The 18327-nt window shown below is 70.2% G+C and carries 19 protein-coding genes and 1 pseudogene; 9 read left to right on the top strand and 11 right to left on the bottom strand.

Going from position 1 to position 18327, the window contains the following annotated elements:
• Positions 1 to 465 precede the first annotated feature (465 nt).
• Both ACZ5VQ_RS25950 and ACZ5VQ_RS25945 read left to right on the top strand, forming a co-directional pair.
• A complete protein-coding gene (locus ACZ5VQ_RS25950) occupies positions 466 to 936 on the top strand; it encodes a DUF5709 domain-containing protein (protein WP_328846868.1) in 471 nt (156 codons plus the stop codon).
• 64 nt (positions 937 to 1000) lie between these two features.
• The gene (locus tag ACZ5VQ_RS25945; protein ID WP_200400059.1) at positions 1001 to 1282 is read left to right on the top strand and encodes a type B 50S ribosomal protein L31; all 282 of its coding nucleotides are present in this window, start codon (positions 1001 to 1003) and stop codon (positions 1280 to 1282) included.
• A gap of 164 nt (positions 1283 to 1446) precedes the next feature.
• Here the strand turns inward: ACZ5VQ_RS25945 and ACZ5VQ_RS25940 are convergent, their stop codons facing one another.
• The gene (locus ACZ5VQ_RS25940) at positions 1447 to 2241 is read right to left on the bottom strand and encodes a metal-dependent hydrolase (protein WP_362068248.1); all 795 of its coding nucleotides are present in this window, start codon (positions 2239 to 2241) and stop codon (positions 1447 to 1449) included.
• A 145-nt stretch (positions 2242 to 2386) separates the two neighbouring features.
• On the opposite strand from ACZ5VQ_RS25940, the gene ACZ5VQ_RS25935 reads away from it, so the two are divergent.
• Positions 2387 to 4900 (top strand): DEAD/DEAH box helicase, encoded by a 2514-nt coding sequence (locus ACZ5VQ_RS25935; RefSeq protein WP_469106951.1) that lies wholly within the window; start codon positions 2387 to 2389, stop codon positions 4898 to 4900.
• A 19-nt stretch (positions 4901 to 4919) separates the two neighbouring features.
• Positions 4920 to 5792, top strand: a complete 873-nt coding sequence (locus tag ACZ5VQ_RS25930; protein ID WP_143633072.1) for an acyl-CoA thioesterase — start codon at positions 4920 to 4922, stop codon at positions 5790 to 5792.
• Between the two features lie 15 nt (positions 5793 to 5807).
• Here ACZ5VQ_RS25930 and ACZ5VQ_RS25925 read toward each other — a convergent pair whose 3' ends face one another.
• Together ACZ5VQ_RS25925 and ACZ5VQ_RS25920 are read right to left on the bottom strand one after the other, a co-directional pair.
• Complete coding sequence (locus ACZ5VQ_RS25925; RefSeq protein WP_469106950.1) at positions 5808 to 6830, bottom strand: DUF6397 family protein; 1023 nt, start codon at positions 6828 to 6830, stop codon at positions 5808 to 5810.
• A 124-nt stretch (positions 6831 to 6954) separates the two neighbouring features.
• The gene (locus tag ACZ5VQ_RS25920; RefSeq protein WP_200399907.1) at positions 6955 to 7368 is read right to left on the bottom strand and encodes a roadblock/LC7 domain-containing protein; all 414 of its coding nucleotides are present in this window, start codon (positions 7366 to 7368) and stop codon (positions 6955 to 6957) included.
• Between the two features lie 96 nt (positions 7369 to 7464).
• Between ACZ5VQ_RS25920 and ACZ5VQ_RS25915 the strand changes: the two genes are divergently transcribed.
• Positions 7465 to 7893 carry a PPOX class F420-dependent oxidoreductase gene (locus tag ACZ5VQ_RS25915; RefSeq protein ID WP_469106949.1) on the top strand — a complete coding sequence of 143 codons (429 nt, stop codon included), beginning with the start codon at positions 7465 to 7467 and terminating at the stop codon, positions 7891 to 7893.
• A gap of 126 nt (positions 7894 to 8019) precedes the next feature.
• On the opposite strand, the gene ACZ5VQ_RS25910 is transcribed toward ACZ5VQ_RS25915, so the two are convergent.
• The 5 genes from ACZ5VQ_RS25910 to ACZ5VQ_RS25890 all read right to left on the bottom strand — a co-directional run bounded on the left by ACZ5VQ_RS25910 (position 8020) and on the right by ACZ5VQ_RS25890 (position 12964).
• Positions 8020 to 8622, bottom strand: a complete 603-nt coding sequence (locus ACZ5VQ_RS25910; RefSeq protein WP_469106948.1) for a GTP-binding protein — start codon at positions 8620 to 8622, stop codon at positions 8020 to 8022.
• A 72-nt stretch (positions 8623 to 8694) separates the two neighbouring features.
• Positions 8695 to 9108 carry a DUF742 domain-containing protein gene (locus tag ACZ5VQ_RS25905; RefSeq protein WP_469106947.1) on the bottom strand — a complete coding sequence of 138 codons (414 nt, stop codon included), beginning with the start codon at positions 9106 to 9108 and terminating at the stop codon, positions 8695 to 8697.
• Between the two features lie 18 nt (positions 9109 to 9126).
• Positions 9127 to 9564, bottom strand: coding sequence for a roadblock/LC7 domain-containing protein (locus tag ACZ5VQ_RS25900; RefSeq protein ID WP_469106946.1), 438 nt, complete (start codon positions 9562 to 9564; stop codon positions 9127 to 9129).
• Entirely contained in the window at positions 9561 to 12128 is a 2568-nt protein-coding gene (locus tag ACZ5VQ_RS25895) for a sensor histidine kinase (RefSeq protein WP_469106945.1), read from the bottom strand. The genes ACZ5VQ_RS25900 and ACZ5VQ_RS25895 overlap by 4 nt, the downstream gene beginning before the upstream one ends.
• Before the next feature lie 62 nt (positions 12129 to 12190).
• A complete protein-coding gene (locus ACZ5VQ_RS25890; protein ID WP_362068227.1) occupies positions 12191 to 12964 on the bottom strand; it encodes an MHYT domain-containing protein in 774 nt (257 codons plus the stop codon).
• A gap of 179 nt (positions 12965 to 13143) precedes the next feature.
• Here ACZ5VQ_RS25890 and ACZ5VQ_RS25885 point away from each other — a divergent pair, with 179 nt between their 5' ends.
• Positions 13144 to 13743: a class I SAM-dependent methyltransferase gene (locus tag ACZ5VQ_RS25885; RefSeq protein WP_469106944.1), complete on the top strand. Its 600-nt coding sequence runs from the start codon at positions 13144 to 13146 to the stop codon at positions 13741 to 13743.
• Positions 13744 to 13832: 89 nt separating this feature from the next.
• Here the strand turns inward: ACZ5VQ_RS25885 and ACZ5VQ_RS25880 are convergent, their stop codons facing one another.
• Entirely contained in the window at positions 13833 to 14588 is a 756-nt protein-coding gene (locus tag ACZ5VQ_RS25880; RefSeq protein ID WP_469106943.1) for an alpha/beta fold hydrolase, read from the bottom strand.
• A gap of 99 nt (positions 14589 to 14687) precedes the next feature.
• Between ACZ5VQ_RS25880 and ACZ5VQ_RS25875 the strand changes: the two genes are divergently transcribed.
• The 3 genes from ACZ5VQ_RS25875 to ACZ5VQ_RS25865 all read left to right on the top strand — a co-directional run bounded on the left by ACZ5VQ_RS25875 (position 14688) and on the right by ACZ5VQ_RS25865 (position 16728).
• Positions 14688 to 15221 (top strand): PadR family transcriptional regulator, encoded by a 534-nt coding sequence (locus tag ACZ5VQ_RS25875; RefSeq protein WP_469106942.1) that lies wholly within the window; start codon positions 14688 to 14690, stop codon positions 15219 to 15221.
• 107 nt (positions 15222 to 15328) lie between these two features.
• A complete protein-coding gene (locus ACZ5VQ_RS25870; RefSeq protein WP_362068215.1) occupies positions 15329 to 15646 on the top strand; it encodes a hypothetical protein in 318 nt (105 codons plus the stop codon).
• 215 nt (positions 15647 to 15861) lie between these two features.
• A complete protein-coding gene (locus tag ACZ5VQ_RS25865; RefSeq protein WP_362068212.1) occupies positions 15862 to 16728 on the top strand; it encodes a hypothetical protein in 867 nt (288 codons plus the stop codon).
• A 210-nt stretch (positions 16729 to 16938) separates the two neighbouring features.
• Here the strand turns inward: ACZ5VQ_RS25865 and ACZ5VQ_RS25860 are convergent, their stop codons facing one another.
• Together ACZ5VQ_RS25860 and ACZ5VQ_RS25855 are read right to left on the bottom strand one after the other, a co-directional pair.
• Positions 16939 to 17121: a hypothetical protein gene (locus tag ACZ5VQ_RS25860; RefSeq protein WP_055611783.1), complete on the bottom strand. Its 183-nt coding sequence runs from the start codon at positions 17119 to 17121 to the stop codon at positions 16939 to 16941.
• Between the two features lie 105 nt (positions 17122 to 17226).
• Positions 17227 to 18270: pseudogene (locus tag ACZ5VQ_RS25855) on the bottom strand (acyl-CoA desaturase).
• Between the last annotated feature and the right edge of the window lie 57 nt (positions 18271 to 18327).

Raw genomic sequence — 18327 nt, 5'->3', positions numbered from 1 at the left:
GAGAATCATCCGCTCCCGGTGCTCACTGGCCTCGGTGTCCGGGACGGGCACGGCTGACAGCACCCCCTCCCCCCCCCCCCCCCTCCCCCTCCCCTCCCCCTCCCCCTCCCCCCCCCCCCCCTCCTCCCCCCCCCCCCCCCCCTCCTCCCCCCCCCCCCCCCCCCCCCCGGGGCCGCTCCGAGGTCCACACATGAGCGGGGCGTGGTCGGGCAACGGCGTGCTCCCCGCCCCTGCCCGTTCCCACCGCTGGTGAGAGGGCCGGAGTCTGCCGCCGAGCCCCGTGCCGTTGCGCGGTGTCGAAGAGGGGTGGAAGGGTGGATGTCGGCACCGGCTCGGGGAACGCCCGGGAACCGCCTGGTTCCGAGCGCTCCGTACGCCGTACAGGCGAGGCCTGGGCCGAGCGGCCCGCGCACCCGCCACCGAACACGGTGACAGCAGGCCGGCCCGCACCACCTGGAGGTACCCGTGGACAGCGCCGACGGTTGGGGAGACGACGTCTACCAGCCCGACGGATCCGAGGTTCAGGACGACGCGGGGCTGCTCGACGCCGAGGACACCCTGGAATCCGACGGCGTGAACGATCCTCTGGACCGGGGCTGGTCACCGCCGGAGCGACCGTGGGCGGTGGAGCGCAACGACGTGACCGCTGCCGAGCGCCATCGCGGCGAGACCCTGGACGAGCGCCTCCTGGAGGAGGTCCCGGAGCTCGCGGCACCGGACGGTGACGGCATCGGAGACTGCCCGGACTCGGACGGCGAACCCCTGGACAACGAGGTGGGCGACCTCCGCTCCGGCCGTCTCGTGGCGCCGAACGAAGGAGCGCACGAGGATGGGGAGAGCGGTCTGATCGCCACCGACGTGGGCATCGACGGCGCAGCGGCCTCGGCGGAAGAGGCGGCCATGCACATCGTCGACGAGGACTCCCCGTACGGCTGACGGGGCCGATCCCGTCGTCTTCCCCGACCTGTCCGCGCACCCTCTCCCCAGGCAAGGAGCACTCATGCAACAGGACAAGCAGCCCGACTACCACCCCGTGGTCTTCCGTGACCGCACCGCCGGGTACGCCTTCCTCACCCGGTCCACCGCGACCAGCGACCGGACGATCGACTGGGACGACGGCGAGACGTACCCCGTCGTGGACGTGGAGATCTCCTCCGAGAGCCACCCCTTCTACACGGGCAAGGCCAGGACCGTGGACACGGAGGGCCGGGTCGCCCGCTTCGAGAAGCGGTACGGCAGCGCGAGCCAGGACCAGGCGCCGGGCGGGGGCGACGCGGCCTGATCGTCCCGCAGGGCGGACGTCGGGCTGCCGGAGACGGCCCTCGCCCAGCGGTCGCCGTCGGAGGTCAGCGCTCGCCCAACGGTCGCAGTCGCAGTCGCAGTCGCAGTCGCAGTCGCAGTCGCAGTCGCAGTCGGGGGACGGTGCTCGCCGGCGGGCGCGGTCGTTCAGATGAAGTTGAGAGCCGCCGCGCAGCCCACTCCGCCGAGCAGCATGAAGGCCGGCATCAGGACCTTTAGCTCGACCCAGCTGCCCGCCCGGAACCGCATCATCTTGGGCGGTCCGATCGGGTACCAGCGCTTGCGGCCGACCGGGATGGGCCACAGGATCGGGCAGCCCGACACCGTCAACGCGTCCCCGATGTCGTGCACGAGCGCGCCGAGCAGGATCGGCAGTCCCAGCCACAGGTACTCCTGGCCCGGCGCCGTGAACAGCCAGTCGGCGCCGTTGCCTGGCTTGTCCAGTACTCCCGCGAGGATCCAGGCACTCGTGGCGGCCAGCAGCCACACGAGGATGTCGGCGCTGGAGCCGCGCGTCGCCCGCCACAGCAGTCCCTCGATCGCGAGCACTATGTGCACGAAGAGGAGTGCCAGAACCCCCCAGCGGCCCCCGGTGATCGCGATGGCCGAGGCCCCGGCGCCGATCAGCACAGCCCACAGCCAGGTGTGCGTCAGGGTGCGGTGCCCGCCGGATCGACGCGGGTCGCCCGCTTTCTTCGTCCCCTTGTAGACGGCGTAGGAAAGCTTGTCGACGATCTCGCACAGCCCTCGCGAGACGGGTCCGAAGGCCCGCGAGATGGTCGCCGCCTTGTGGTCCAGGTCCGGGGCGAGTGCCGCACCCGCGCAGATCAGCGCGCCGACCAGGAGGACCGGCCAGGGCATCGTGTGTCCCGTGGCGGCCGCCGCGGCTCCGACGCCCAGCCAGGCCGCCGCTCCCGACAGTGAGTGTGCTGGTCCCATCATCGCCGTACCCCGCCCCATTCCACTTGTACTGACAGCCAGTTGCCCAGGCGCGCTGACGCTCCGTCGGCGCCACAGCGTAGCGTTCGTGATCTTCCGTCCCGCAGCCGATTCCCCCCTCGGGGGCGTTCACAGGCAAGATGGGTGCGTGACCCTTATCGATCAGCTGCCGAAGACCGCAGATCCCGACGCCCTCTACGAAGCCTTCGAGTCGTGGGCCGGGGAACGCGGTCTCACGCTCTACCCCCACCAGGAGGAAGCGCTGATCGAGGTGGTTTCGGGTGCGAACGTGATCGTTTCGACGCCCACCGGTTCCGGGAAGAGCATGATCGCCGCGGGTGCGCATTTCGCGGCGCTCGCCCGGGACGAGGTCACCTTCTACACGGCTCCGATCAAGGCGCTCGTCTCGGAGAAGTTCTTCGAGCTCTGCAAGATGTTCGGCACGGAGAACGTCGGCATGCTGACCGGCGACGCGTCCGTGAACTCCGACGCGCCGGTCATCTGCTGCACCGCCGAGGTCCTGGCGTCCATCGCGCTGCGCGACGGCAAGCGGGCCGATGTCGGCCAGGTCGTGATGGACGAGTTCCACTTCTACGCCGAGGGCGACCGCGGCTGGGCGTGGCAGATCCCGATCCTCGAACTGCCGCAGGCTCAGTTCATCCTGATGTCGGCGACGCTCGGCGACGTCACGATGTTCGAGGAGGACCTGACCCGGCGCACCGGCCGTCCCACCTCGGTCGTCCGCTCGGCGACCCGGCCCGTGCCCCTCTCCTACGAGTACAAGCTCACGCCGCTCACGGAGACGCTCACCGAGCTGCTGGAGACCAAGCAGGCGCCCGTCTACATCGTGCACTTCACGCAGGCCCAGGCCGTGGAGCGGGCGCAGGCGCTGATGAGCATCAACATGTGCACGCGCGAGGAGAAGGACCAGATTGCCGAGCTGATCGGCAACTTCCGCTTCACCACCAAGTTCGGCCGCAATCTCTCCCGTTACGTACGGCACGGCATCGGTGTGCACCACGCCGGCATGCTGCCCAAGTACCGGCGCCTGGTGGAGAAGCTCGCGCAGGCCGGTCTGCTGAAGGTCATCTGCGGCACCGACACCCTTGGTGTCGGCGTCAACGTCCCCATCCGCACCGTGCTGTTCACGGCTCTGACCAAGTACGACGGCACGCGGGTGCGGACGCTGCGCGCGCGGGAGTTCCACCAGATCGCGGGCCGTGCCGGACGGGCGGGCTTCGACACGGCCGGCTTCGTCGTGGCGCAGGCTCCCGAGCATGTCGTGGAGAACGAGAAGGCCCTCGCCAAGGCGGGCGACGACCCGAAGAAGCGTCGCAAGGTGGTGCGCAAGAAGGCGCCGGAGGGCTTCGTCGCCTGGACGGAGAACACGTTCGCGAAACTGATCTCCTCCGATCCCGAGCCGCTGACCTCGCGCTTCCGGGTCACTCACACGATGCTTCTGTCGGTGATCGCCCGGCCCGGCAACGCCTTCGCCGCGATGCGGCATCTGCTGGAGGACAACCACGAGCCGCGCAAGCAGCAACTGCGGCACATCCGGCGGGCGATCGCCATCTACCGCTCCCTCCTCGACGGCGGAGTCGTGGAGAAGCTCGACGAGCCGGACGCCGAGGGGCGCATCGTGCGGCTCACCGTCGACCTCCAGCAGGACTTCGCTCTCAACCAGCCGCTGTCGACCTTCGCGCTGGCCTCGTTCGAGCTCCTGGATCCCGAGTCGCCTTCGTACGCCCTGGACATGGTGTCCGTCGTGGAGTCCACGCTGGACGATCCGCGGCAGATCCTCGCCGCCCAGCAGAACAAGGCCCGCGGCGAGGCCGTCGCGGCGATGAAGGCGGACGGTGTCGAGTACGAGGACCGCATGGAGCGGCTCCAGGACGTGGCGTACCCCAAGCCGCTGGAAGAGCTGCTCTTCCACGCGTACGACACCTACCGCAAGAGCCATCCGTGGGTGGGCGACCATCCTCTCTCCCCGAAGTCCGTCATCCGTGACATGTACGAACGGGCCATGTCCTTCACGGAGTTCGTGTCCTACTACGAGCTTGCCCGCACCGAGGGCATCGTCCTCCGGTACCTGGCAAGTGCCTACAAGGCCCTCGACCACACCGTCCCGGACGACCTGAAGTCGGAGGACCTGGAGGACCTGATCGCCTGGCTCGGCGAGATGGTGCGTCAGGTCGACTCCAGCCTCCTCGACGAGTGGGAGCAGCTCGCCAACCCGGAGGTGATGACGGCCGAGGAGGCCCAGGAGAGGGCCGACCAGGTTAAACCGGTCACCGCCAACGCCCGCGCGTTCCGGGTCCTCGTCCGCAACGCCATGTTCCGCCGCGTCGAGCTTGCCGCCCTCGATCATGTCCGGGAACTCGGCGAGATGGACGGCGAGTCCGGCTGGGACGCCGACGCCTGGGGCGAGGCCATGGACAAGTACTGGGACGAGTACGACGACCTCGGTACCGGCCCCGACGCGCGCGGACCCAAGTTGCTGCTCATCGAGGAGGAGCCGCAGAACGGACTGTGGCGCGTTCGCCAGGCCTTCGCCGACCCGAACGGCGATCATGACTGGGGCATCAGCGCGGAGGTCGACCTCGCGGCCTCCGACGCCGAGGGCCGTGCCATCGTCAAGGTCACCGACGTCGGCCAGCTGTGAGCACAGGAGAAGGCGACACATGACGAACCCAGCGGAGCGACTGGTCGATCTGCTCGACCTGGAGCAGATCGAGGTCAACATCTTCCGTGGGCGCAGCCCGCAGGAGTCCCTGCAGCGGGTCTTCGGCGGGCAGGTGGCGGGCCAGGCCCTGGTCGCCGCCGGCCGCACCACGGACGGCGAACGCCCCGTGCACTCGCTGCACGCGTACTTCCTGCGCCCGGGCCGGCCGGGCGTGCCGATCGTGTACCAGGTCGAACGGGTCCGCGACGGCCGGTCGTTCACCACGCGCCGCGTCACCGCCGTGCAGCAGGGCCGCACGATCTTCAATCTGACCGCCTCCTTTCACAAGCCCGAGGAAGGGAGCTTCGAGCACCAGCTGCCGCCGGCCCGTGAGGTCCCTGATCCCGAGTCGCTCCCAACCGTCACTCAGGAGATCAAGGAGCATCTGGGCGCGCTCCCCGAGACGTTGGAGCGCATGGCCAGGCGCCAGCCCTTCGACATCCGCTACGCGGACCGGCTGCGCTGGACCCCCGAGGAGATCGAGCACGCCGAACCGCGCAGCGCCGTATGGATGCGTGCCGTCGGTCCCCTCGGCGACGACCCGCTGGTCCACACCTGTGCGCTCACCTACGCGAGCGACATGACGCTTCTGGACGCCGTCCGCATCCCGGTGGAACCCCTCTGGGGCCAGCGCGGTTTCGACATGGCGTCCCTGGACCACGCGATGTGGTTCCATCGGCCGTTCCGCGCCGACGAGTGGTTCCTGTACGACCAGGAGTCGCCGATCGCGACGGGTGGCCGAGGGTTGGCCCGGGGCCGGATCTACGACCTGGAGGGACGTCTGCTCGTCTCCGTCGTCCAGGAGGGACTGTTCCGCAAGCTCGAGGGCTGACGCCGATAGCCCAGCTCAGGGGTTTCTGCGGCGCAGCCAGCCGAGGAGGCGTCGAGAGCGTTCCGGCTCGTCGACCGTCCGCCGTACTTCGGCCTGTTGCCGCGCGGCACCGGGCTGCCGCCACTCCTCGATCAACTGTGGCCGTTCCCGACTCACGGCCGGCGTCGGAGGCTTCGGTGTCGGTCGCGGCGCCCGACGGTGTGCGCGTGCCTCCTGCAGGGTGTTGGCCAAGTCGGACCGGAGCCAGCCGATCTCGTCTGGGTCCTCCGCCGTCATGATCCGTGCGGCGACGTGTGCGGCAGGCGAGTCGGGCGCGCCGTGCGTGGTCTGTTCCGGACCGAAGCGGTTCATGTAGGCGCGCTCGTACGGATCGGCGACGATCTCCGCGACCTGCGCGGGATCGAGCAGTGAGGCCACTGCCGCGGCACGGGCCCAGGGATCCTCGGTCTGCCGCAGCAGGAAGCCCACGTGGCGCCCTCGCCAGTTCCGGGCCCTCAGGTCCAGGCCCGCGTCCAGTTGGTCGCGCAGCCCTTCGGGTGTACGCCCGTTCAACAGCGGAGCGTTCTCCTCGGCCTCGGCGAACTGTCGCAGTTCCTCCGCCAAGTACAGCCAGACGACGGCCCGGTAGCGGTTCAGGTAAAACTTGACGGGCACGACGAATCCCAGGCGTGCGAACCTCGTGAACCGGGCTGCCGTCACATCCATGAGAGCCGCGCCCTCCGACGTACCGACCGCCCTGACGCGCTTCTTCAACCCGTCCGGGAACCCGTCCTCGGACATCACCCGGTCGATCTCCGCGCGGGCCACGCGGCGGCCTCCGCCGCCTTCGTCCGGGACGGTTCGGATGCAACCGAGTCGTACTGCGAGGTCGAACTCGCCTCGTTTGAGCCCCAGCTCTCGTGACGCGCGGCTCTGTGCGAGTGTCTGCCTAGCCGCCGTGGCGACGGCCGGATTCGCGCCGACGCCGGTGGCGTTCACAAGAGCGGCAGCGGTGTTCGCGCCGGGCGTGACGGACTGCGTGATGGTGTTGCCGGACATGGTGGTTCTCCCCCGTAGCAGCGGTGTGCACTTGCGTGCGCTTGCTTCGAGAAAAACCGTAGCCGGTTCGCCGCGACTCCCGCCGAGCCTGTGGATAACTCTGACGACAGAGCGTTTATACAGGTCAGAGGTCGATCGAGGGTGAGTGTTCCGGCTGGCGGGCGTCGACGTGGAGGTGTTCGCCGACGCGGTTGACGAGCAGCGTCATCTCGTACGCGACCTGGCCGATGTCGGCCTCGGCCGCGCTGAGCACGCACAGACAGCTGCCGGTGCCGGCCGCCGTGACGAAGAGCACCGCGTCGTCGAACTCGATCATCGTCTGTCGCACCCGGCCCGCGCCGAAGTGCCGGCCCGACCCCTTGGCGAGGCTGTGCAGGCCCGAGGAGACGGCGGCGAGATGCTCGGCGTCCTCTCGCCTGAGCCCCGTGCTCGCCCCGGTCACCAGGCCGTCGTTCGACAGCACCAGCGCGTGCCGTACGTGCTCCACACGCTGGGTCAGGTCGTCCAGCAGCCAGCCAAGTCCCTGGTTCTCAGCCATGATCCGTCTCCCCGTGGATATGCGGCTCCCCCTGGCCGGAGGATCTGATCAACCAGCCTTCCCCACCACCGCCGTCCGGGCAAGGAGGATAGGGGCATGGCACACAAGATGACCGATGAGGAATGGCGGGCCTTCGTCTCGAACGGCACCCGCACGGGCAAGTTGTCGACCGTCCGGGCCGACGGGAGTCCGCACGTGGCACCGATCTGGTTCGTGCTCGACGGGGACGACCTGGTCTTCAACACGGCGAAGACCACCGTCAAGGGACGGAATCTGGCCCGCGACGGCCGGGTCGCCGTGTGTGTGGACGACGACCGGCCGCCGTTCGCGTACGTCGTCCTGCAGGGGCGCGCCCGGATCTCGGAGGACCTCGACGAACTCCGGCTGTGGGCGGGGCGGATCGGGGGCCGCTACATGGGCGAGGAGCGGGCCGAGGAGTTCGGCGCCCGCAACGGCGTGCCCGGCGAACTCCTCGTACGCGTGCGGATCGAGAAGGTCCTCGCGGAAGGCGGCGTCGCGAACTGAGCGGGCCTTCGCGGCGGGTGAGCGAGGGACCGCGTCGGCCCACTGAAGCTCATCGTGCCGGCCGAGCGACGATCCTCGTGCCGGCCGAGCGACGTTCTTCGTGTCGGCACGGCGAAGTTCCTCGTGTCAGCCGACCGAGTCGAGCAGCCGGGCGGTGTGCATCCGCCCGGCGTACTCGACGAGACGTATCAGCACCTCCTTCCCCGAGTCGCGGTCACGGGCGTCGCAGAGCACCACGGGCGTTCCTTTGTCGAGGTCCAGGGCGCGTGACACTTCGTGAGCGCCGTACGTCCGTGAGCCCGTGAAGCAGTTGACGGCCACCACGAAGGGGATGTGCCGGTGCTCGAAGTAGTCCACCGCGGGGAAGCAGTCCTCCAGTCGCCGGGTGTCGGCGAGGACGACGGCTCCGAGTGCCCCTTGCGACAGTTCGTCCCACAGGAACCAGAATCGGTCCTGGCCGGGCGTGCCGAAGAGGTAGAGCGACAGGCCCGACCTGATGGTGATGCGGCCGAAGTCCATGGCGACGGTCGTCGTGACCTTCCGGTCCACTCCGTCGGTGTCGTCCACCGACTGGCCCGCTTCGCTCAGCAGTTCCTCAGTGCGCAGCGGCCTGATCTCACTGACCGCGCCCACCAGGGTGGTCTTGCCCACGCCGAATCCGCCGGCGACGAGAATCTTCAACGCCAGGGCCGTCTCACCGCTCGTGGCGTCGGAGTGTTCGGAGACCATCGATCACTTCTCTCGGGAGCGCCGACCGCGGTCGGCATCGGTACGTGTGTGGCAGGGGGTGTGATCCGTCATTTACAGGGCTCTCAGTCCTTCGATGACCTCGCGCAGGATGCGCTCGTCCGGCAGTTGCGCGGGCGGCACCGGGCGGCTGACCTTGACGCAGCCGAGTTCCAGAAGGTCGCCGAGGAGCACGCGCACCACGCCCACGGGCAGGTCGGCGTCCGCGGCCAGTTCGGCGACCGACTGGGTCTCGATCCGGCAGAGTTCGATGAGGGCTCTGTGTTCCGGGCCGAGTCCGGTGTCGTCGCGGACGTCGGGCGCCCCCGTGTCGAGTGAGACGAGCGCGATCAGGTCGAAGCGCACCCCGGTCGGGCCGGACTTGGTGCGACCGCCCGTCATCGCGTAGGGGCGGACGAGCGGCCCGGCGTCGTTGTCGTACCACTGGCTGCCCGGCTGTTCAGGAGGGCCTGTCCGATCCTCGGCCATGTGCGCCGGCATCGTCGCTCACCCGGCCGCGGGCGGGTGAGCGACGGAGCGGGGCGCTGAGTAGAGGTGCTCCCCCACCCGTTTGACCAGGAGCGCCATCTCATAGGCGACCAGGCCGATGTCGGCTGTCACGGCGCTCAGGACAGCCAGGCAGGAGCCTTCTCCGGCGGCCGCCACGAACAGGAAGCCGTCGTCCATCTCCACCATGGTCTGGCGCACGCCACCGGCGCCGAAGTGACGGCCCGCCCCCTTGGCCAGGCTGTGGAAACCCGAGGCGATCGCGGCGAGATGCTCCGCGTCCTCGCGCCTGAGGTCGCTGGACGCGCCGACCGCGAGCCCGTCGTTGGACAGCACGACGGCATGCCGCACTTCGGCGACGCGCAACGCCAAGTCGTCCAGCAGCCAGTCGAGTTCGCCGGACCGCTGGGCGGTCCCCATGCCCGGTTCCTGGATCATGCGGGGTCTCCTTCACTGCTGTCGCTGCCCGCTATGGGGTCGGAGGTGACGCCGGGACCGGGTGCACGGCCGCCACCGCGGGTCCACCCCGCGCGGTAGGCCGCCATGCGGTCCCGTACCGCCTCGGGGGTGCGCTCGTCGCCCCTGTGAGGCGCGGCTTCCGCGGGCTCGTCGGGTCGTCCTTCGCGCAGTTGCGGGGCGAGGCTGGCTTGTCGTACGCGCCGTGGGAGTTCGTCGGATTCCACGGTGTCGTCCTCGGGTCGGTGCAGGCGCAGGGTGGTGACGCCCGGCGGCGGACGGTCCTCGCGCTTGCCTTCGGACGAGGCTTCCGCCTCGATCGGTATGGGAGGCACCAGCGCGGGCCGCTCGTTCAGTGCCCCTACGGAACGTGCCTCTACGGAACCTGCCTCTACGGAGTCTCGTTTCGGGGCAGGGCCGGGCACGCGCGCGTACGTGCGTTCCGCGGCCTTTTCCTGGTCCGCGCGGCGGCCACCGGAACGTTCCTCCGCGGCGGCCTGCAGGAGTGGCGTGGGCAGCAGGACGACCGCGGTGGTGCCTCCGTAGGGCGAGGTCCGCAGGTGGACCTTGATGCCGTGGCGGGCCGCGAGCCTGCTGACCACGAAGAGGCCGAGCCGGTCGCTGTCGAAGAGGTCGAGTGCCTCGGACTGCTCGATGCGGCGGTTGGCCTCGGCGAGGGTCTCCTTGCCCATGCCGAGCCCCCGGTCCTCGACCTCCACGGCGTAGCCGTTGCCGACCGGCTCTCCGGTGACGCGCACCCGGGTGTGGGGTGGTGAGAACTGGGCGGCGTTCTCGACGATTTCGGCCAGCAGATGCGTGAGGTCCGCCACCGCGGCTCCGACGACCGAGGTCTCCGGGAGCTGTCGTACCTCCACGCGCGCGTAGTCCTCGACTTCGGAGACAGCGGCACGGACCACGTTCGTCAGGGAGACCGGCATGCGCCAGGCACGGCCGGGGGCGGCTCCGGAGAGGATGATCAGGCTCTCCGCGTGGCGTCGCATGCGCGTGGTGAGGTGGTCGAGCCGGAAGAGGTCGCTCAACTCGTTCGGATCGTCGGAGCGGCGCTCCATGGTGTCCAGCAGGCTCAGTTGGCGGTGGACCAGAACCTGGCTGCGGCGGGCGAGGTTGACGAAGACTCCGGAGATGCCACTGGCGAGTTCGGCGCGCTCGACCGCTGCGCGCAGGGCGGCACGGTGCACGGTGGTCAGGGCTTCCGCGACCTGTCCCGCTTCGTCCTCCGCGGGTGGTCCTGGCGGGGCCTCGGCATGGAGGTCGATCTCCTCCCCCGCGCGCAGTTTCCGCATGGCGTGCGGGAGTTTGCGCCGGGCGATCTCCAGGGCGGTGTTGCGCAGGCTCACCAGCTCGACGACGAGGCCGCGTCCGATGCGTACGGAGATGACGAGCGACGCGGCCACGGCGACGAGTCCCAGCAGAACCGCGGCACCCGCCGGGGCGAGGAGACCGCGCCGCAGCGGGTCGGCCCGGTCCGCGACGCCACTGCCGGCGTCCGCCTCGATCGCTCGCATGCCGTCCTGCACGCGCGCGTGTGCCGCGTTCCAGGTCTCCTCGGGCGCGGCCCCGAGCGCCCTGCCGCCCGGACCGGCCGCGAGCACGTCGTTCTCGACGGCATGTACGTCGGTGTACGCGCTGCCCTCCACGAGACCCTGCCAGGCGACTCGTTCGGAGCCGCGCAGATCGGCGACGGCCGACTCGGTGAGCAGCCTGCGTGTGTCGACCGTGCCGGTGAACATCCGGAGCCGCTGCCCGTCGAGTGTTCCGGCGAGCCGGGCACTCGTGAGTACCGCGTCCTCCTGCGCGAGTGCCTCACCCGCCCGTGAGAATTCGAGCAGCACGCGCGCGTCGGATCCGATTTCCGCGTCCTGGATGCCGGTGAGCGCGCCGCCCACCGAGAAGGCCGTCGCGATGGTGCTGGTGTACCGCTCGTGCGTCTCGTGCCAGCCGGCCCTCCGGTCGAGTACGGCGGTCCGCAGGGAGCGGAGCTGTTCGGCTCCGGTGACGAAGGTTTCGAGGCGTTCGGCCACTCCGGAGGGCAGTTCCTCGCTGTCGGCGACGGTGCTGTGGTCGCCGAGCCGGAGTTTCGCCACGGCCCGGTCGGTGCGTGCCGTGAGCTTCTTGAGGTCGCTCGCCCGGTCGGCGGCGGGTTTGGTCGCGTAGCCGACGGCCGCCGCGCGTTCTTCCTGGAGCGCGGCGACGGCCGCGGCGACCGGGGCACGCACCTGGGAGTCCACGCGCTGCAACTGCCGCAGCCTGGAGACGTCCTGGGCGGTAGTGACGGTGGCGTACGCCCAGAGGGCGAGCAGGGAGACGACGGGCACCATCAGCAGGCAGACGATCTTCGCCCGCACAGTCCGGGGACGCAGGCTCCAGCCTCCCGCGCGCGTGGGTGCGTCACTGGGCGCCATGTCGGCGGATTCCTCCGGGCCTGAGCCCTCGTCGGCCGGCGGTCCGGCGTGCGCGCGGCGCCCCCGCACCGGGGTCGGCGGTGTCCGGGAGTCGTCTGTCGGGGTCCTACGGGGTGTACGCATGGCCTCCTCGCTCGGAGTGGTTCGGGGGACGCGCCCGCCGGGTCGCCGGTCCGGGCCCTCCGTTAGCGGGCGGCGCTCTCGACGGGCCGCTGGGCCGAGGCGGAGGCCTCGCGCTCCCCCGCTGTCGGGGAGAGCGCGACGAACGCCGATGTCAGGAAGAGATAGGACCCGAGGCCCACGGCGAGGGGGAAGATGAACTGCATCGCCGTGGCCCCGGGCAGGAGGTCGCCGGAGGGCGAGACCCGCACGCCGACCGCGATCATCCCGGTGTAGTGCATGCTGCTCACCGCCCCGCCCATGACGAGGGAGGCGACGGCGACGGCGATCGGCGACTTGATGTTCAGCGCCGCCCACAGGGCCGCGGTCGCCGCGACCACGGCGATCAGGACCGAGATGCCGACGAGCACCGGGTCGTAGGTGACGTCACCGTGCAGCCGCAGTGCGGCCATGCCCAGGTAGTGCATGCTCGCTACACCCAGCCCGGTGGTGAGCCCGCCGAGCACCAGCGCACGGCCGCGGTCGCGGCCGTATCCGACGGCGAACACGCCCGCACCGACGACGACCACGGCGACGAGCAAGCTGAGCATGGTGAGTGGCACGTTGTAGCGGATGTCGGTGCCGCTGACGCTGAAGCCGAGCATCGCGACGAAGTGCATCGTCCAGATGCCCGTGCCGATGGCGGAGGCCGCGGTGAGCAGCCAGTTGCGGCGCGACCGCCCCGAGGCACCGAGCGCGCGGACCGTGCAGCGCAGTCCGAGGGCGGCGCCTATACAGGCCATCACGTACGACAGCACGGGGGTCAGCCAGCCGAAGGTGGCGTGGTCCAGGTGTCCCATGGCTCCGGGACGCTAGTCCCGCCCGGAGCGCACGTAGGGGGCGCGTTTCGAAAGGTGGTGGAATATGGCGCAGCAGTACACCGGAACGATCGCGTCACGCTCGAACATGCGCGCCGCGCCGTGCTCCGTGTCGGCGTTCGATCGCGCCGCTCACCCATCGGTGCGAGATCATGCGGTGCATGAGCGACGACCACACGCATGTCCAGGAGTTCTTCGGGGCCCGCGCGGCCGACTGGGACACCCGGTTCCCCGACGACGGTCCGGTGTACGCGGCAGCCGTCACCGAACTAGGGCTGCGGGAGGGCGACCGGGTGCTCGACGCGGGCTGCGGTACGGGTCGGGCCCTGCCGCCCCTCAGGGACGCCGTGGGACCCTCCGGAGTGGTCCTCGGCGCGGACCTCACCCCGGCCATGCTGGAGGCCGCGGTACGGGCGGGCCGCGACCGGGTCGGGCAGTTGCTGCTCGCCGACGTGGCGGGGCTGCCGCTGCGCTCGGAGTCGCTCGACGCCGTGTTCGCGGCCGGCCTCGTCGCCCACCTTCCGAACCCCTCGGAGAATCTGCGCGAGTTGGCGCGGGTCGTGAGGCCCGCAGGAACACTGGCGCTCTTCCACCCGATCGGCCGGGCGGCCCTCGCGGCGCGCCAGGGCCGACGGATCACCGCGGACGACCTGCGGGCGGAGGCCAACCTCCGCCCGCTCCTGTCCGGCTCCGGCTGGCGCCTGATCTCGTACGTGGACGAGGACTCCCGCTTCCTCGCGCTGGCCGTACGCCTCCCCTGAGGCCGCGTAGCGGGACTTTCCTGCGCCCTCGGGCGTCCCGTCCCGTCGGCCTCGGGCCGTCCTGTCGACCTCAGACCGCCGCGTCGGCCTCATCCCGCTCCAGCGACCTCGGCGGCGAAGGCGGCCGGGTCGTCGAACATGATGTTGTGCCCCGCGTCGGGCACCGTCACCACCCGCACCCCGGCGTCCTCCAGGCCTTCCCTGCCCCTGAGTTCACCGCTGAGGGCACCCTGCAGATAGACCCGGTCGATCGCCAGGCCTTCGAGCATGCGGCGCATCGTGGGGTTCGAGCCGCGGAAGAGTCCGGTCGCGGTGCGGTGGAGGGCACGCGGGTCGGCGAGCCGCATGGTCGCCGCCCATTGCGGGCCGACCTTCTCCAGCACGCGCGCGTGGCCGCCGTTGACGTACTCGTCCTCTTCGTAGGAGGCGATTCCGCTGCTGCCCGCGGTGGCGGGCGGGCGCGGATCGAGGTTGGCCTCGGTCAGGACCAGTCGTGAGACGAGGTCTGGCCGCCGATGCGCGAGCACGATGGCGACGGAGCCGCCCATGCTGTGCGCGATCAGTTCCGCGCCGGTGGCGCCTGCCTCGTCCAGCGCCGCCGCCAGCGCGTCCGCGTGGTCGTCCAGGGTGTAGCCGAAGTGCGTCGGTCTGTCGCTGACGCCGTGTCCGGGCAGGTCGACGAACAGGGAGCGCCGACCTGCCAGTTCGGGCCGCGCCGCGATGTGGGCGTGGTAGACGGTCGATGAGGCCCCCAGGCCGTGCACGTACACCCGCGCGGGATCGTCACCGGCCGTCTCCGTCCAGCGGACGCAGTTCCCCTTGCCGTCGAACTCGGCCTGCTTCATCGCCACTCCCCTGTTCCGTCGCGTGCTTCTCCAGGAGAATACATCGGATCCGATGTATCGCGACTTCGATGTACCACGAGAGTGAGGCAGAATACGGGCATGCTGGAACTCGCCATCCTCGGTTTCCTGTACGACACCCCGCTGCACGGCTATGAGCTGCGCAAGCGCATCACCGCACTCGCGGGCCATGTGCGGCCCGTGGCCGAGAGCACTCTGTATCCGGCGATCAAGAGACTGGAGACGGCCGGTCTGCTGGCTCGCGCGACGGAGCCGGGCACGGTGGCCGCCCCGCGTCACGTCCTGACACTCACCGAGGACGGCAGACGCGACCTGCGCCGCCGGCTGACGGAACCCGTACAGCGCGACATCACCGACGAGAACCGATGGTTCACGGTGCTCGCCTTCCTCCGCCATCTCGACGACGCCGCGGCCCAGGCCGCCGTTCTACGGCGACGGCTCGCCTTCCTCGAGGAACCGGCGAGCTTCTTCTACGAAGGTGATCGACCGCTGCGGGCCGAGGAGCTGGACGACCCGTTCCGGCGCGGGATCCTCACCATCGCGCGCGCCACGAGCGGGGCCGAACTGACATGGCTGCGGTCCATGATCGACTCACTCGACCCGGGTGGACGGTGACCGCTCCACACCCCTGTCCTCTTCTGAAGTCGAAGCTTCAACTCTACGTTGAGTAGCAGCACATGAGCGATCGGCTACGGCAACCGCACAGGGGGAAGGTGGCCCGCATGTCCGGCACATTGGCCAGACTCTGGAAGTTCGTTTCACGCCCGCGTCCGATCGAGCCCCCGGAGCATCCGCCTCCGGCGAAGCGGCGTCCGGAAAAGCGCACCCACAACCTGTTCGAGGCCGCCGCGGCGTACGTGTCGGCGTGCGCCGAGGACGACCAGGACGGCATCGACGAAGCCGCGACCTGGGTGTCACCGGAGGCACTGTCGTTCGGGGTCAACGAGCTGGCCTGCCGGGCTGTCATCGCACTCGCGCGGGAGCGCGACGAGTCGCCCACGGCGGTGGCGCGGACACTCCTCGGCCTGCCGACAGCCTGACGCCGGCGGCTCCCAGGTCGATATCGACTCGGACCCGGGCGGGGACAGGTTGTGGGACAGACGCGGGACAGGCGGGACGGACGGGGCGGCGACCAGTGGTCGTTTCGCCCCCGTCCAGGGGGACAACCGCAGCTCCGTACGCATTCGGGGCCCGTGACAAGCGCCGCGGGGGCGCATTAGGGTGCGCCGACGGACGTAGCGATGGGGAGGCAGGGATGGCCGGGACGAACGATGAGGCCGTCGCCGCCGGGGACGACGACGCACTGTATGTGCTGACGGCGGTGCTCTTGACGCCTCCGCAGTTCCCCAGCGTGCTGGGCGACGACTACCCGGAGGCGTGCGCGGCTCTCGGTCTCGCGCCGCTCGCCGACGGGTACGGCCTGGTGCTCGGCCAGGACGGGGACGGGTCACGGTGGACGGTTGTCATCGACGACGTCTCGCTGGTGGCTGTCGCCATCGCGTCCTGGGACTGCGGCATGGAGTACGACCTGTCGCCGGACGAGCGCTCGATGGTCGCGGCGCTGCCCGGGTGGCCGCTCGCCGTGGCCGTGGCGGCGCCCGGTGTGCCCGCCCCGCACGACCCGCCGCCCGACATCGCGGAGCAGGCTCCCCTGTCCCCGCCGGACACGTCCGCGTGGGGTCCGGCTCAGCGGCGTCTGGGCGCCGACGAGATCGCCCTTCAGTGGGCGGCGTGGCGTGAGCAGATCGACGACAAGGAGTTCGCCGGTCAGAACGGCGAGGCGTCGGCGGAGCAGGACGCGCAGGGCGACGAGGCCGGCAAGGGCGCAGAGGCCGGCGACAGCGGGAACGCACCGCTCACCGGCGTCCAGCGCGTCCTCGCGGAAGCTCGCTCGTACGTGGACTCGGCACCTCCCCTCGGCCGAGTGCGGTCGTCCTTCGCCTCGGGTGACGCGAGGACGCTTCGGGCCGACGGGCCGGGCTGGTCGATGGTGGCGAGGACCGACGACATCGCCTTCGTGCTCCTCGACGAGAAGCCCGGAGAGGTTCTGCCGGTCGGCCGCGGGCCTGAACTGCCCGGGCTGCTGGAAGCGCTGGACAAGATCGCCGTACGTCCCAGCTGAACTCGGCGGATCGCCCGGAAGCGGCAGGCGGCCGCTCCTGTCGTGCCACCGGTCGGCGTTCGACGCGCTCACGCCATGGGTACAGACGCGCTCACGACGTGGGGACAGTGGGGCGCGCGGCCGCCCGCGGGCCGTACCGTCGGCAGGCCCGTGAGCGGCGACAGGGTCAACTCCTGCGCTCTGGAAGGGAATCGACCGGATCCGCCCGCCTCAGCGGCCCAGCTCCTTGCGGGACACGCGGCGCAGCCTGCGCCGCTGTGAGGGGTCCAGCGTCAGATACGCTGCCGTCGGAACTCCCAGGACGATCAGGAGGGCAGCCCACCAGGGCAGCCAGATGAGCAGGAGAAGCCCGACCGCCACACCCCCGACGGCGATCTTCGCGTTCTTCGACATGTGCGTAGCCTCCTTCGCGGCCACTGCCGCTCTCTGTCTTGAGAACGGGCCCGTGTTCCCTGCAGTTCCAGGCCGCGACCCTGATACAACCCTGAGTCGCGTCCCCTAGTCGACCCTGAGCGGCTCCCCGACCTCGTACATGTGCCGCAGGGCCTGGCGGTAGGAGTCCACGAGTCCCGTCTCCGCGTAAGGGATACCCAACTCTCGGCAGTGTGCTCGCACCAGGGGCCGGACGAGCTTCAGATGAGGGCGGGGCATGCTGGGAAACAGGTGATGCTCGATCTGGTAGTTGAGGCCGCCCAGGAACCAGTCGGTCACGGCACCCCCTCGGATGTTGCGCGACGTGAGCACCTGGCGACGCAGATGCCCCCATCCCTCGCCATCCGGGTCGGGCATCTCCATGCCCTTGTGGTTCGGCGCGAAGGCCAGGCCCAGGTGCAGCCCGAAGAGCGCCTGATGGAGCGCGGCGAAGGCGAGGGCCGTGCCGAGGGACATCGAGCCGAGCAGCAGCGTCACGTATCCGGCGACGTGCGCCACCAGCAGGAAGCCCTCGACCACGCGTTCCCGCGGAGGCTGTCGACGCAGGTCCTGAAAGCCGTGGATCTTCAGGACGATGCCTTCGAGGAGGGTGAGCGGGAAGAAGAGCCAGGCCTGATTGCGGGTGAGCCAGCGCCGGAAGCCACTGCGGTCCGCGGCCTGTCCGCTGGTGAAGACCAGGACGTCGGCCACGACATCGGGGTCCTTGTGGATGTGGTTGGGGTTGGCGTGGTGGCGGTTGTGCTTGTCGTTCCACCATCCGTAACTCATCCCGAGCAGCAGATTGCCGTGGACGAGCCCGATGAGACGGTTCACCGAGCGGCTGCCCGCGATCTGGGAGTGCCCCGCGTCGTGTCCTATGAAAGCGGTCCGGGCCGACATCACGGCGAGCAGCGGGGCCAGGAGCAGCACCCACCAGGAGTGGCCGATCAGGACGACACCCGCGACGATGCCGGCCAGGACCAGGGCGTTGACGGCGACGGCCAGCGCCTACCAGCCCTGCCTGCGGTCGAGGAGACCCTGGCCCTTGACGGTGCGCAGGAGCGGTGTGAACTCGCTTCCGACGGAGACCCTGGGAGGGCGTTCCACGACGGCTGAGACGTTTTCGGGCATGGCGGGACTCCGGTCTCTGGAGGCTGGAGGAGCAGGCTGGAAGAAGCGGGCTGCGGC

The organism is Streptomyces sp. NPDC033178, assembly GCF_055577685.1.
The sequence above is the reverse complement of the archived record's forward strand: the minus strand, read 5'-3'. Positions and strand labels throughout refer to the sequence as shown.